Genomic DNA, 14,811 nt, shown 5'->3' with positions numbered 1-14,811 from the left:
AATGAAAAAAATAAGCATCTTATTTGTCTTTTTAATAACAATAACAAGTACTCAAGCTCAAGTAAAAGTGGGTGACGCAACATTACCAGCTTCCGTTTCATTCGGAGGAGAAGAACTGGTTTTTAATGGCGCAGGATTAAGAGAGAAATTCTTCTTTGATATTTATGCAGGAGGTTTATATCTTAAGAAAAAAAGCTCTAGCGCTGATAAGATAGCAAAGGCAGATGAGACTATGGCAATCAAATTACATATATTGTCGGGGATGATGTCTAGAAGCAAAATGGCTGCAGCATTGAAGGATGGTTTTAAAAAGTCAACCAATAATAATACATCTTCTTTGGACAAAAGAATTAACAAATTTGTCGGTTTTATAAAAGATGAAATAGAAGTTGGTCAAATTTATGATATAGTGTACGAAAAAGGAAAGGGAAGTGTAATTTACAAGAATGGTCAAGAAAAAGGATATGTAGAAGGATTAGACTTTAAAGAAGCACTTTTTAAAATATGGATAGGAGATAAACCTGCGGATAAGGGACTAAAAAGTGAAATGCTAGGCTCTTTCTAGGTTAAAATACGTATTTATCCGATAAAACGCATGTATTTAGCATTTTTTTTAGAATTTTATATGTATGCATAACAAATTTTCTGTATTTTTGGTAAGTAAAATTTAATTTACGTCAATTAACACCTTGATTACCAATGAGAAATATTATTTTATTATGTTTAGTTTTTGTCTCTTTTACCAATGTCAATTCACAGATTAGGATTGGAAAGGCTATTTTGCCTTATGAACAAAAATTTGAGGAAGTAGATCTTAAGCTAAATGGAGCAGGAATGAGAGAAATGTTATGGATCGATTTGTATGCAGGGGGATTATATCTACAGAAAAGTAGTAATGATCCGAGAGTCATTCTCGATGCCGATGAGACCATGGCTATTAAGTTAGATATTGTTTCTGGTTTTGTAACTCAAAAAAAAATGATAAAAGCGGTAAAAGATGGTTTCTATAAGGCTACTTTCGGTAATACAAAGTCTCTTGACGAACGAATACTAAAGTTTATTAAGTTTTTTAATGAACCAATTGTAAAAAATGATGTATTTGATTTAGTATATGTTAAAGGAGTTGGAGTTAAAGCATTCAAGAATGGTAAAGAGCTTGGTGTAATAGAAGGTAGAGATTTTAAGTACAGCTTATTCAAAATATGGTTGGGTGATGAACCCGCTAGTGAAGCAGTAAAGAACGGAATGTTAGGTATACAATAAATTATATAAAAAACATAAAAAAATGGCTGCTTGAGAATTCAAGTAGCCATTTTTACGTTATAAGTAATACAAACTCAAACTATGAATATGATTTTTTTTAAAATGAGCGTGGCTTTATTACTATTGACCACCACAATTACGAATGCACAGCAAGAAGTATTAGGAAGTTGGAAAACGATCGATGATAATACAGGAAAACCAAGATCTATTGTCGAAATTTATCAAAAGGGGAATAAGATCTATGGTAAAGTAAAACAAGTATTAGAAGAATCAGAGAGAGGAAAACTATGTGTAGAATGTAAAGGTAATGACTATAATAAACCAATTGAAGGAATGGTGATTATTAAAGGGTTAGAAAAAGATGGAAATGAGTATGAAAACGGTACTATTCTAGATCCTGAAAATGGAAAAGTGTATAAATGTAAAATATGGGTAGACGAGGACAATCCTGAAATACTTAATGTTAGGGGGTACATCGCCTTTTTATATAGAACACAAAATTGGATTAAAATATAGTTAGTATTCAATAGGTTTTGTTATATTATTACTGCATTTATAGAGTTAAGATTTATTTTGTTAAATTTTAACGTTTTATACCGTTAGGTTTTTACTTTTTATAGACTAATCCATAGAATTATAAAAACTTGACGATGAAAAAAATAACTACCCTTGTATTCATATTTATTCTAGGATTGTCTGTAAATGCACAAAATAGGATAGGTACTATTGTTGTTCCTGACACGCTTTCTTTTGATGGCGAAAAATTAAGCTTTAACGGAGGGGCGATGAGAAAAGTCTTATCCTTTAAAACATATTCTGGATCTCTATATACCAAAACAAAATATACAGATGATAAAAAAGTATTAGACTCAGATGAGACGATGGCTATTCGATTAAATATAGCATCAAAAAAAGTTACCAATGAAAGAATGATAAAAGTATTCAGAAAAGGATTTGATGATTCTATGTTTGGTAATACTCAAAGTCTAGATGAGCGAATAGAGGACTTTCTCAAGCTTTTTGATTCTCCTATGGAGATTAATGATTTTTATGACCTAGTTTATATTAAAGGTAAGGGCATAAAAACGTATAAAAATGGTAAAGAGCTTGGTTTTATTACAGGTAGAGATTTCAAATATGCACTATTCAAAATATGGCTAGGTAATGAGCCCGCTTGTCAATTAATTAAAGGAGGAATGTTGGGTGTGGCAGAATAAAGAAAAGTAAAAGTGTTAAAACTTGTCCGACTACCTATTTTTAGTGAGTCGGTTTTTTTTGCACTATTGTATTCGAAGTCAAAAATGGTAGTGACTAAAGAAGGTTAATATGCTTTATGATATAGTTTATTTAGTATTATTACTAAAATTAATTCTTATCTATATCTGAAATCTTTATTTTTGTTTTGATGGACTTATGCTATTCCTTAGAGAGGGGTAGTAGTAATAAATTTGTAGTTCTTCATATCAACGAATGTCATATTTTATAAATGTAATTCTTCCTATACCACTTGATAAAGAGTTTACGTATAGTATCAATAAAAAAGAAGCAGACTTTTTACATCCGGGAATGCGGGTTGCTGTTCAGTTCGGGAAGAGTAAAATTTATGCTGCTTTGGTTACCAAAGTTCATCAAATAGCACCATCTGTATATGAAGCAAAAGAAATAGAACATATTCTAGATGAATCCCCAATCGTTACTTTACAGCAGTTAGATCTTTGGTCCTGGATTGCAAAGTATTATTTGTGTACCACAGGTGAGGTTATGAGAGCTGCCCTTCCCGGTGCTTTTTTATTAGAAAGTGAAACCACGATACAGAGAAACGATTCTTCTGTTTTTGATGAATCACTTCTTAAAGATGATGAATTTCTTATATACGAAGCACTACAATACCAAAGTCTGCTGCGTATTCAGGAAATCATGAATATTGTAGGTAAAAAAAATGTACTTCCTGTGATCAAGCGGTTATTAGAAAAACAAGTAATTACCGTTCAGGAGGAAATTTATGAACAATATAAACCGAAAACTGTTCGTTTTGTTCGATTACATGCAGATTATAGTCAAGAAGAAGCTCTAAGAGGGTTATTAGATACTATGAGTCGATCTCCAAAACAGAGAGAAGTGTTAATGCATCTGTTTACGATGCAGGCTCAGCAAACAAAACCAATAAAGTTTAGTGAGCTTTTAAAAACTTCAAAAAGTTCTTCTAGTACATTAAAATCACTAGTTGATAAAGGCGTTTTGCAGGAATATTATAAGCAAAGAGATCGTGTACAATATGAAGGGGAGGTGGCAATTGAAACCAAAGAGCTTAATCAATTTCAGTCTAAAGCTTTTGAAGAAATAAAAGTATCATTTGTCCATAAGGATGTATGCTTATTTCATGGAGTAACATCCTCTGGCAAGACCGAAGTATACGTGAAACTAATTAAAGAGGCAATTTCTGAAGATAAGCAAGTACTATATTTATTACCAGAAATTGCGCTTACCACACAACTTATTACGCGCTTACAAGAATATTTTGGAGAAAAATTAAGTGTTTATCACTCGAAGTACTCTGTTAATGAAAGAGTAGAAGTCTGGAATAATGTTAGAACAAAAAAATCAAAAGCACAAGTAATAATTGGTGCTAGGTCTGCTATATTTCTTCCTTTTGTTGATTTAGGTCTTATTGTGGTCGATGAGGAGCATGAAAATACATTTAAACAATATGATCCGGCCCCAAGGTATCATGCTAGAGATACAGCAATCGTTCTGGCAAAAATGTTTCAGGCAAAGGTCGTGCTTGGATCGGCAACCCCTTCTTTAGAAACGGCTTATAATGCTGAGCAAGGAAAGTATGCAATAGCAAAATTAACCAGAAGATATGGTGATGTTCTAATGCCAGAGATCAATCTAGTAGATATTAAGACCAAATACAAAAAAAAGCAAATGACAGGGCATTTTAGTGATACCCTTTTATTGGCCATAAGAGAGGCATTGCAAGAAGGAGAACAAGTTATTCTTTTTCAAAATAGGAGAGGGTATTCTCCTGTTGTAGAATGTAATACATGCGGGCATTCTCCTCAATGCCCTAATTGCGATGTTAGTCTTACTTTTCATAATTACAGAAATCAATTGAGGTGTCATTATTGTGGGTATCATATGGCAATGTTATTACAATGTATGGCATGCAGTAGTACAGAATTATCAACAAAAGGTTTTGGTACAGAGCAAATAGAAAAAGAACTACAAGAATTATTACCTGATCATACAGTAGGCAGAATGGATCAGGATACCACTCGTGGCAAGCACGGATATGAGCGAATAATTAATCGTTTCGAGCAAGGTGAAATAGATGTGTTGGTAGGTACACAGATGTTGTCAAAAGGATTAGATTTTAGGAATGTAAGCCTTGTTGGGATTATGAATGCAGATAATTTACTTAATTTCCCTGACTTCAGAGCACATGAGCGCAGTTATCAATTAATGCAGCAAGTGGCAGGTAGGGCTGGGAGAACAAAGAAAAGGGGTATGGTACTTATTCAGACGTATAACCCTTTTCATCAGATTTTACAGCAAGTTTCTGTAAATGACTATGCCGGGATGTATGCTGATCAAATAGAAGAAAGGTATCTATATAAATATCCGCCTTTTTATAAAATTATAAAAGTAACCGGAAAACATAAGGACTATAACAAAGTAAATGAAGCTATGAATTGGCTAGCCAAGTCGTATAGAAATATTTTTAAGGAGTATGTTCTTGGCCCTGAGTTTCCGCCAATATCTAGAATTCGTAATCAATATCACAAAAATCTGGTGCTAAAAATACCACAAGGGCAATCTTTACAAAAAACAAAAGAGGCTATAAAAAAAATACACACAACTTTTAGTGGTATAAAAGAATTTTCAGGAGTGCGAATTATATTAAATGTAGATAACTATTAATTATTAAGTGCTTCGATTAAGAAGTTCTTTTTGTGTCTACTTAACGGTATTTTCTCATCTGCAATCTCTATATTTCGACTGTTATAGCGTTCTACCTTGTCTAGATTTACGATATAAGATTTATGAATTCTCAAAAAACGGTCGCTTGGTAATTGAGCTTCAAAAGATTTCATAGTTGCCAGAACAACAATAGGATCTCCTTCTTCCATTATAAGTTTTACATAATCACCGAGAGCTTCAACATATTTTAATTGACTCAAGAATATTTTGCGCTTTTTTAGATTACTTTTTACAAAAATATAATCATCATCTTCTACAGCAGGGTTTTCACTACCAATACGAGACATACTCAATGCTTTTTCTACAGCAGCATTAAAACGATCCTTCTTTAAAGGCTTTCTCAAATAATCTATAGCATCATAATCAAATGCCTTGAAAGCATATTTCGTTTTACCCGTCACAAAAATTATGTGAGGTTTATTTTCTAAGTCATCTAAAAGATCAAATCCAGTAAGAATAGGCATTTCTATATCTAGAAACAATAAATCAACTTGAGTATCAAGCAATCCATTCTTTGTTTCAATAGCATTGTTCCACTCAGATACTAATTCTAGTGATGAATGTTCGTCTATTAGCTTTACTATAGCAAGTCTCTGTAGGCGGGAATCATCGACTACCGCGCATTTTAGTTTAGATTGTTCCACTCGTATTAGTGTTAAAATTCTAAGTACAATATTAGTGAATATAAATTATCCATACAAGGATTTTGGGTTTTTTGTCGATTAAAATAGTGTTTCATCGAAACAGTAATGTTTTGAAATCGTTCAATATTCTTAATCTAATTGGCTGTTTTTTTGCGTAAAATATTGTTCAAAATGTTAAAATAATGAAAATAGTGTTCATTTTTTGAGTGTTTTATTTTTGATCAAACTCTATTTGTTGTGAAGCTGTTTTATGTTAAAAACTTTTAACTTTTCCCTTAAAAATTATATTTAAGATCCATGTGTCTTAGTTTTGATTTAAGTAATTAAGAGTGGGTATTTCAAAAAAGTAGAACGAACGGGAAGATTTAGTTGTCTATATATTGTATAAGTTTTTTATTCTCTAGCTTTAGTGATTTGATAATCCAAAAAAATATCTTACTTTTGCAGCCAATTTTTTAATTTAAACTAGATTTTTATGAATCAATACGAAACTGTTTTCATCTTGAATCCCGTTTTATCTGATGATCAGATAAAGGAAACAGTTAAGAAATACGAAGACATTCTTGTTTCTAATGGTGCCAAGATGATATCAAAAGAGGATTGGGGGCTAAAAAAATTAGCTTATGCAATCCAACACAAAAAAAGTGGTTTTTATCACTTATTTGAATTTCAAGTTTCAGGTGAAGTTATTAACTCACTTGAAGTAGAGTTTAGAAGAGACGAACGAATTATGCGTTATCTTACTGTACGTCTTGATAAGCATGCAATTGCTTGGGCAGAAAAGAGAAGAAATAGAAACAAACAAAAAGCTTAATTATGTCATCTATAGAACAACAAGCTAAAGGAAAAAAAGACGGAGAGATCAGGTATCTTACTCCTCTTAATATTGATACTTCGAAAACAAAGAAATATTGTCGTTTCAAAAAATCTGGTATTAAATACATAGATTATAAAGATCCTGAATATTTAATGGCTTTTGTAAATGAGCAAGGTAAATTGTTACCTCGTCGTCTTACAGGAACTTCTTTAAAATATCAACGTAAAGTAAGTGTAGCGGTAAAAAGAGCTAGACATTTGGCTTTGATGACCTACGTTGGTGATTTATTAAAATAAACTTAGTCATAACATTATGGAACTTATATTAAAGAAAGACGTTGAGAATCTAGGATTCGTAGACGATGTAGTAGAAGTAAAGAATGGTTATGGACGTAACTTTTTGATCCCAAATGGCCTAGCTGTTTTGGCAACACCTTCTGCAAGAAAAGTACTTGCAGAAACATTGAAGCAACGTGCTTTTAAAGAGAAGAAAGAAATCGAAGACGCTGAGAAATTAGCGAAGAAAATTGCTGGATTCGAAATAAAGATTTCTGCGAAATCTGGAACAGGTGGTAAGTTGTTTGGTTCTATATCTAATGCAAATGTATCTGAAGCACTTGCTAAAGAAGATATACAATTAGATAAAAAGTTTATTACTGTACCAGGAGGAACAATAAAGCGTTTAGGGCAATATGAAGCCTCTGTTCGTTTACATAGAACTGTAATTGCAGCTGTGCCTTTTGAGGTAGTTGCTCAAGCATAATAATTTACAATTCAGGTTATAGTAAGTATTTTATTGTATTTCTGAATATACTGTATATAAAAAGATCGCTTTGATAGCGGTCTTTTTTTGTTATTTAATGGTGTAGTTTTTTAATTTGAATAGGATATAGTTGATGCTTTTGTCGCAGTAGATAATACAGTATAATGCGCTCGTTATAATTTTATAATCATCTTTTTATAAGTATTTTTGCACTCAATTTTTTTAGAATGAAATATCAAAGATTAAGTAAGGAGCAATTAGAAGAGCTTCATGTAGAGTTTATCAATTTTTTGGCAACTCAATCTATCACAGCTGACGAATGGAGCGCTATAAAAGAAAGTAAGCCAGAGGTGGCAGAAGAAGAGATTGATGTTTTTAGTGATTTGGTTTGGGAAAAAGCATTGACTAATGCAAAGTATCTAGAACATTTCTCAAGTGATCAAATACACTTATTTGAGCTTGCCGAAGATCAAATGTATTTAATAGCTGTCAAAGTGAATAATGAGGCTATTGATATAACTACAAAAGAGGGGTACCAGTGGTTGCAAAATAATTTGCTAAACGATGAAGTTGTTTTTTATAATGCATCAAAGGAGTATAGTACTGATAAGAATATCGATAAATTTGCATTAATTCAGCAAGGAGCAAATATAACACAAGGTGATTTGTATCGATACTTTGCTAAGTTAATTAAGGATAAAGAGGTGTAATCTGAGATGAGGAATTTTCTTGGCTTTTAATTAAGTACCTGCTTTATTTTTTTAGATATTTGTAGCCTTAAATATAGATATCCGTAGGTAATTACTACGATTAAATTATTTTGTTTAAGATTATACTATTCATAATACATAGATAATGGCACAAAAACCATCCATACCAAAAGGAACACGTGATTTTTCTCCAATAGAAGTAGCAAAAAGAAGCTATATTGTAGATGTAATAAGAACGCAGTTCCGATTATTTGGTTTTCAACCTATAGAAACCCCCAGTTTTGAGAATAGTGATACACTTATGGGGAAATATGGAGAAGAAGGAGATCGATTAATTTTTAAGATTCTCAATAGCGGAGATTATTTGAGCAAAGTAAATGATGATTTATATGCCGCTAGGAATAGTCAAAAAATGACACCACGCATTAGTGAAAAAGCACTGCGGTATGATTTAACAGTTCCTTTTGCAAGATATGTTGTGCAACATCAAAATGAAATAGACTTTCCGTTCAAAAGGTTTCAAATTCAACCTGTATGGCGTGCAGATAGGCCTCAAAAAGGACGGTTCAGGGAGTTTTATCAATGTGATGCCGACGTTGTAGGTAGTAACTCTTTATTGCAAGAGGTAGATTTTGTTAATTTGTACGATACCGTTTTTACCAAACTGAATCTTTCTGGAGTTACCATTAAGATAAATAATAGAAAAATTCTTTCCGGTATTGCAGAAGTTATCGGCGAAGGAGATAAGCTTATTGATTTTACTGTTGCATTAGATAAGCTTGATAAAATCGGAGAAGAAGGTGTAAAGAAAGAAATGCTGAGTAAAGGGATTTCTGAAGGTGCGATTACCCATGTAAAACCTTTGTTTAACTTTACGGGAACAACATCAGAAAAGATTGATAAACTTCGAGATATGCTGGCTTCATCAGAAGAAGGTACTAAAGGTGTACAAGAATTGCAGTTTATCATGAATATGATAGAAGAAACACCCTTGCAAACAGCTACATTAGACCTCGATGTTACTTTGGCTCGAGGGTTAAATTATTATACAGGAGCAATATTCGAAGTAGCAGCGCCTGATAATGTAAAAATGGGATCGATAGGAGGAGGAGGTCGTTATGATGATCTCACAGGGGGCTTTGGTTTAAAAAATATTAGTGGAGTAGGTGTTTCATTTGGTTTAGATAGGATTTGTATGGTTCTTGAGGAGCTAAATCTGTTTCCTGAGACAGTCGTTCCGACAACTCGAGTGTTGTTCATTAATTTTGGTGATGCAGAGGCATTATATAGCATGAAAGCTGTAAATATGTTGCGAAAAAATGAAATTAGTGCAGAATTATATCCAGATAATGCAAAAATGAAAAAGCAAATGGGATATGCGAATAAAAGAAAAATTCCATTTGTTGTTTTGGCTGGTACCTCAGAGATTGAAAATGAATCGTTTACTGTTAAGGATATGATAAATGGGTCTCAGAAAGAAATGAATTTTGAAGAATTGAGTATGGTATTACAATAATTTTTTGTACATTAATTTATTAAAAATTCAGAGATACTATTAATAAAAACTGATTGTCCTAAAATTGAAATTATGAAAAAATCCATGGTAATTATTCTTCTTTGTACAGCATTGCTGGCAAATTTTTCTTGTAAAAAAGACCCTAAGTCTGATAAACTGGAGGTTGTTGAGAAAGTTGAAGATTCTACTGCAGTGGCCGTGGAAGAGATTGTAGAGGAAAAGAAGCCGGCAGTAAAAAAGAAAAAAAAGACCGTTAAGAAAAATAAAAATGACGGGAAAAAGGAATTCGAAAGAAATAGTAAATTTATTCCAATACCTGGTACAGGGGCAAAAACATCTAATACGGATGCAAAAAAGTATATAAAAGATTACGAGCGATACATTTCTAATTACAAAAAAGCTGTCGAGGCAAAAGATATGGATTCTTTTCTAAAATTAAATGAAGCAAGTAGTGATCTAACGAAGCAATACAATTCATTGATGACTAAGCTTTCTGGTCAAGAAATAGAGAATATTAGTAAGTATATGCAAATCAAATCTGCACAGCTAAATAAGTTATCTGCTCAAATGTAAGGGGGTAACTCTCTTAGGATCTTATTACTTGTTGGTAAGAAAAATTATGTAAATACAAAGTCAATAAAAATATTAGAACACCCAATAAATAGTATTTATTGGGTGTTTTTTTGTTGCTATTTTTAAACTGTAAAACCTGTTTTTACCTAAAAATAAGCTTTATGATGTCTGTTCATTTATAAATAGGTAATTGTCAAACCCGTCTATTTTTGTGTTTTTTAGAAAAGCTTCGTATTTCTTTTATAGTAGGAAGAAAGCTTAATGAGGCAATTTGTTTTTTATCAATCCATATAAAAAAGTTCCTAAAATAGATGACAGAATAACTAGTGTTATAGGAATGTATCCAGCGCCCAAAAGAGCGAACATAGGACCAGGGCATGCACCGGCTAGAGCCCAACCTAATCCAAAGATAATGCCGCCAAAGATATATCTGAATATCGTTTTTTCTTTCGCAGGAATGTTGATCTCTTTTCCATAAATAGATTTTAGTTGTAGTCTTTTTATAAATTGTATGATTAGAATACCACTTAGGATAGCAGAACCAATAATTCCGTACATATGAATAGATTCAAATTGAAACATTTCATAAATTCTAAACCATGATGCAACTTCTGATTTTACTAATATAATCCCAAAGAAGATACCAATACAGAGATATGTTATAAATTTCATTGATTAATTTTTAACGATTATTACTTTTGATGATATTATTAATCGTGATGGTTATTTGATTTGATTTTAGAAAATTAATGGAAAAAGAAGGTGAACCATTATTAATCCTCCGATAAAAAAACCTATTACGGCAATTAGAGATGGTAGTTGCAAGTTACTTAACCCAGAAATAGCATGACCTGATGTGCATCCGTTAGCATATCTAGCTCCAAAACCGACCAATAGACCACCGACGATTAATGATATACAGGCTTTTGGATTTGATAATATATCATTTGAAAACAACATCTCTGGTAAGAAATTAGTGCCAGCATCGGTAATTCCCATCGATTTGAGGTGGTCTTTCGTTGCCTGCGAGATGTTTACAGATGTGTCTCTAGATAGATATGTGCTTCCAATAAATCCACCAATAATAACACCAAGAACTACCACTAAATTCCAGAGTTGAGATTTCCAGTCTACTCTAAAAAAAGAAGAAACTTTTCCTGCACCACAAATTGTACAAATAGTTTTTAAGTTTGATGACATTCCGAATTTTTTACCTACAAAAAGTAAAGCGAGTAATACCCATGCAATTAGTGGCCCCGAAATGTACCATGGCCATGGTTGATATAGTTGATCCATATAGCGTATAATTTATTTGTAAATAAATTGAATTATATAGCTTTGGTCAGTAACTTTTGTTACAAAGAGGTATGCTTTTGTTCTTAAAGCTGTGATTTGTAACAGTTTGTTTGTTTTTTGAGGTATTAAAATTATTAATTCACAGCAAATTGTGTTTTTATTAATTACTACATATAAGTCTTAGTATACTTGTTGTATTATTTTTGAGAGCAAGTAGCTCCAGTCATTTTTATAGATGTTTTTTTAATGGCTCCAATTCCACCTTCAACATTGACAAGATTATGGATGCCTCGACTTTTTAATATGGATGCTGCAATCACAGATCTGTAACCGCCTGCACAATGTACATAGAAGCTATTGTTTTCGGGATACTTGGTTAAGTGATCATTAATAGCATCCAAAGGGGTGTTTTTTGCATTGTTAATATGTCCGGAAAGAAATTCGCTTTCTTTTCGAACGTCAAAAACCTGAACTTCAGAATCAGTTATGATTTTTTGTAAATCTAATGCAGTGATAGAATCTATTATATCATATTCTTTAGTGGCTTTTTTCCAAGCGGGAAAACCACCTTTTAGATATCCTAGTGTTTTGTCAAAACCTACACGCGAAAGTCTAATTATACTCTCTTCTTCTTTTCCTTCTGGTGTCACAAGTAAAATAGGATGTTGTACATCGGCAATTAATGCGCCAACCCACGGAGCAAAATCACCGCCAAGTCCAATAAAAATAGAGCGTGGTATATGTCCTTTGATGTACTCACTTTGGTTACGAACGTCTAATATAATTGCGCCTGATTTATTGGCGAGGTCCTCAAATTCGTCGGGTGAAAGAGGGCGTTTTCCTCGTTCTAATACGGTGTCAATATCTTCATATCCTTCTTTATTCATTTTTACATTCAAAGGGAAGTACGATGGAGGAGGTAGTAAACCATCTGTAACTTCTTTTATGAATTCTTCTCTGGTCATGTTAGCTCTAAGAGCATAATTGATTTTTTTTTGGTTCCCTAGCGTGTCAATAGTTTCTTTCATCATATTTTTGCCACATGCAGATCCTGCACCGTGAGCTGGGTATACAATTATATCGTTAGATAAAGGCATGATTTGAGTACGAAGGCTATCATAGAGTATACTGGCTAAGTCTTCTTGTGTCATATCAGCTGATTTTTGTGCCAAGTCTGGTCTCCCAACATCACCCAGAAAAAGAGTATCTCCACTAAAAATAGCGTGGTCTTTTCCTTGTTCATCACGAAGAAGGTATGTTGTACTCTCTAGCGTATGGCCAGGTGTATGTAATGCAATAATTGTACAATTTCCCAAAGGAAACTCTTGTTTGTCTTCAGCAATTATAGCTTCAAATGATGGGTTAGCATTGGGTCCATAAATGATAGAGGCACCAGTTTCTTTTGCTAAAGTAACATGACCACTTACAAAATCTGCATGAAAATGAGTTTCAAAAATATATTTTATAGTGGCATTATCGTTTTTGGCTCTCTGTAAATAGGGGAGTACTTCTCGTAAAGGATCTATAATTGCTGCTTCACCATTGCTCTCTATATAATATGCTCCCTGAGCAAGGCATCCTGTATATATTTGTTCTACTTTCATAGGTTTTAATATGTATGATTCCCGATTTAGGGGAAGAAGGTAAGTTTTTTAAAATTTTATTTTCAAAAATACTTCTTAAAACCTCAAAGTATAGTAACATTTGTTACAGAGTCTAATTATAAAGAGAGTAGGGTGTTTTTTATTGATAACATAAGGAGGGCAGTATGTTATAACTACTATTGAAATTTTTACTAGGTAATTTATAAAGGAGGTGTTCTGGAGGGCAGTTATAGGGAGATGATTTCTATACTATTTCTGTTAAGTTGTATTTTTCCTTCATTTTCGAGTTTTTTAAGTAACCTAGATATAACAACTCTAGATGTATGCAGATCGTATGCAATTTCTTGATGTGTGTTTTTTATAATAGTATTCTGATTGATTTTTGTTTTGTTTTTTAAATATTTTAGTAAGCGTTCATCCATGTTCAGAAAAGCAATACTGTCAATGGTTTCTATAGCCTCTAGTAAGCGATTGTGATAGCTCTCAAAAACAAAATTTCTCCATGAGTAGTACTTTGTAATCCATTCTTCCATTTTTCTTATGGGAATCATGATTAGAGTAGTTTCGGTCTCAGTAATGGCTTTTATCTCGCTTTTATGTTGCCCAAAGCAGCAAGAGAGTGTCATTGCACAAGTATCACCCTTTTCTAAAAAATACAATAATAACTCATCTCCATTAGCGTCTTCTCTAATGATTTTTATAGCTCCTTCTATAATAAGAGGCATAGATGTGGTATAGCTCCCAGGTCGTATAATTGTAAATCCCTCAGGGATGGTTTTAAAGGTACCCACTCCATTAATTTCTAACAGTAATTCTTTTTCGAAAAGATTGCCATAATTGTCCTTTAATAATTGAATCATGACCTTTCTTGTTTTTTATAAATTTCTAATTGTTTTTTTGCTTCCTGGTAACCAATATCAAATACTTCATCTAATTTGGTGCTACTAAATATCCCATAATTAGCAAGGACCGTTGGTTGAACTATAATGTTACAGTGGTTAAATAGGGACTCTGAGTTAGGCATAGTACGCAAATAGTATGCTCGCTGTATTACATTATATGAATGTTTAAAATCTGTTATTTTTGGTTTTTTAATAGGAGATACATCTATACCTATGATCAAATCACAATTTTTGATAAGAGGAGAGACGGGAAAATTGTCTAAGATCCCACCATCGGCATATAATTCGTTATTGATCATTACTGGCGAAAAAATCCCTGGAAATGCTGCCGAAGCTATTATTGGGTTAATAAGTGATCCGCTACTGAAAATTTTTCGTGTTCCTTCTACCAAATTCGTAGCAGTAATATAAAGTTGTTTTTGTAATGCTTCAAAAGTATTCTCAGGAAAAAATGTAGCTAGATCTTCAGCAAATTTTTCAGAGTCCAAAACTCCTGGTTTTTTTCGAGTAAATTTATTTAATTTAAATATGGTTGTGCTGTAAAAAAAGTCTTTAATAGTTTGAGTTGAATATCCACCGGCATATAAAGCCCCTACTATAGCTCCTGCACTTGTACCTGAGATATGGGTAGGCTTAATACCAGCCTCTTCTATTGCGCGTATCGCACCAATGTGGGCTACTCCCTTAAAGCCTCCACCAGAAAGTACCAATCCTATATTTTTTGAGATTTCCATTGTTTG

The 14,811-nt window shown here is 32.7% G+C and carries 17 protein-coding genes; 11 read left to right on the top strand and 6 right to left on the bottom strand.

Annotation, left to right across the window (positions count from 1 at the left end; translation table 11 throughout):
- Position 1: 1 nt before the first annotated feature.
- From DZ60_RS0108705 to priA, 5 genes are all read left to right on the top strand, one after another.
- Positions 2-565: a chalcone isomerase family protein gene (locus DZ60_RS0108705; protein WP_025741703.1), complete on the top strand. Its 564-nt coding sequence runs from the start codon at positions 2-4 to the stop codon at positions 563-565.
- 134 nt (positions 566-699) lie between these two features.
- The gene (locus DZ60_RS0108700; protein ID WP_025741702.1) at positions 700-1,263 is read left to right on the top strand and encodes a chalcone isomerase family protein; all 564 of its coding nucleotides are present in this window, start codon (positions 700-702) and stop codon (positions 1,261-1,263) included.
- An 81-nt stretch (positions 1,264-1,344) separates the two neighbouring features.
- Entirely contained in the window at positions 1,345-1,779 is a 435-nt protein-coding gene (locus DZ60_RS0108695) for a DUF2147 domain-containing protein (RefSeq protein WP_081740443.1), read from the top strand.
- A 134-nt stretch (positions 1,780-1,913) separates the two neighbouring features.
- A complete protein-coding gene (locus DZ60_RS0108690; protein WP_025741700.1) occupies positions 1,914-2,480 on the top strand; it encodes a chalcone isomerase family protein in 567 nt (188 codons plus the stop codon).
- 253 nt (positions 2,481-2,733) lie between these two features.
- A complete protein-coding gene (gene priA, locus DZ60_RS0108685) occupies positions 2,734-5,187 on the top strand; it encodes a replication restart helicase PriA (protein WP_025741699.1) in 2,454 nt (817 codons plus the stop codon).
- On the opposite strand, the gene DZ60_RS0108680 is transcribed toward priA, so the two are convergent.
- A complete protein-coding gene (locus DZ60_RS0108680; RefSeq protein WP_025741698.1) occupies positions 5,184-5,891 on the bottom strand; it encodes a LytR/AlgR family response regulator transcription factor in 708 nt (235 codons plus the stop codon). The genes priA and DZ60_RS0108680 overlap by 4 nt on opposite strands.
- A 475-nt stretch (positions 5,892-6,366) precedes the next feature.
- On the opposite strand from DZ60_RS0108680, the gene rpsF reads away from it, so the two are divergent.
- The 6 genes from rpsF to DZ60_RS0108650 all read left to right on the top strand — a co-directional run bounded on the left by rpsF (position 6,367) and on the right by DZ60_RS0108650 (position 10,269).
- Entirely contained in the window at positions 6,367-6,705 is a 339-nt protein-coding gene (gene rpsF / locus DZ60_RS0108675; RefSeq protein WP_025741697.1) for a 30S ribosomal protein S6, read from the top strand.
- On the top strand, positions 6,705-7,004 hold the full coding sequence (gene rpsR / locus DZ60_RS0108670; RefSeq protein WP_174407710.1) for a 30S ribosomal protein S18: 300 nt from the start codon (positions 6,705-6,707) through the stop codon (positions 7,002-7,004). Before rpsF ends, rpsR begins: the two co-directional genes overlap by 1 nt.
- Positions 7,005-7,020: 16 nt before the next feature.
- Positions 7,021-7,470, top strand: coding sequence for a 50S ribosomal protein L9 (gene rplI, locus DZ60_RS0108665; RefSeq protein WP_025741695.1), 450 nt, complete (start codon positions 7,021-7,023; stop codon positions 7,468-7,470).
- A 227-nt stretch (positions 7,471-7,697) separates the two neighbouring features.
- Positions 7,698-8,180: a DUF6495 family protein gene (locus DZ60_RS0108660; RefSeq protein WP_025741694.1), complete on the top strand. Its 483-nt coding sequence runs from the start codon at positions 7,698-7,700 to the stop codon at positions 8,178-8,180.
- Between the two features lie 145 nt (positions 8,181-8,325).
- Positions 8,326-9,696, top strand: coding sequence for a histidine--tRNA ligase (hisS, locus tag DZ60_RS0108655; protein WP_025741693.1), 1,371 nt, complete (start codon positions 8,326-8,328; stop codon positions 9,694-9,696).
- 72 nt (positions 9,697-9,768) lie between these two features.
- Positions 9,769-10,269: a hypothetical protein gene (locus DZ60_RS0108650; RefSeq protein WP_025741692.1), complete on the top strand. Its 501-nt coding sequence runs from the start codon at positions 9,769-9,771 to the stop codon at positions 10,267-10,269.
- 258 nt (positions 10,270-10,527) lie between these two features.
- Here the strand turns inward: DZ60_RS0108650 and DZ60_RS0108645 are convergent, their stop codons facing one another.
- The 5 genes from DZ60_RS0108645 to DZ60_RS0108625 all read right to left on the bottom strand — a co-directional run bounded on the left by DZ60_RS0108645 (position 10,528) and on the right by DZ60_RS0108625 (position 14,805).
- Positions 10,528-10,941: a DUF6691 family protein gene (locus tag DZ60_RS0108645; RefSeq protein WP_025741691.1), complete on the bottom strand. Its 414-nt coding sequence runs from the start codon at positions 10,939-10,941 to the stop codon at positions 10,528-10,530.
- 66 nt (positions 10,942-11,007) lie between these two features.
- Positions 11,008-11,565 (bottom strand): YeeE/YedE family protein, encoded by a 558-nt coding sequence (locus tag DZ60_RS0108640; RefSeq protein WP_025741690.1) that lies wholly within the window; start codon positions 11,563-11,565, stop codon positions 11,008-11,010.
- Between the two features lie 197 nt (positions 11,566-11,762).
- Positions 11,763-13,169 carry an MBL fold metallo-hydrolase gene (locus tag DZ60_RS0108635; RefSeq protein ID WP_025741689.1) on the bottom strand — a complete coding sequence of 469 codons (1,407 nt, stop codon included), beginning with the start codon at positions 13,167-13,169 and terminating at the stop codon, positions 11,763-11,765.
- A gap of 227 nt (positions 13,170-13,396) precedes the next feature.
- Entirely contained in the window at positions 13,397-14,029 is a 633-nt protein-coding gene (locus DZ60_RS0108630) for a Crp/Fnr family transcriptional regulator (protein WP_025741688.1), read from the bottom strand.
- The gene (locus DZ60_RS0108625) at positions 14,026-14,805 is read right to left on the bottom strand and encodes a patatin-like phospholipase family protein (protein WP_025741687.1); all 780 of its coding nucleotides are present in this window, start codon (positions 14,803-14,805) and stop codon (positions 14,026-14,028) included. Before DZ60_RS0108625 ends, DZ60_RS0108630 begins: the two co-directional genes overlap by 4 nt.
- Positions 14,806-14,811 lie beyond the last annotated feature (6 nt).

The organism is Aquimarina pacifica, assembly GCF_000520955.1.
GTDB lineage: Bacteria > Bacteroidota > Bacteroidia > Flavobacteriales > Flavobacteriaceae > Aquimarina > Aquimarina pacifica.
Note: the sequence above shows the minus strand (reverse complement) of the source record. Positions and strands in the feature narration are given on the sequence as shown.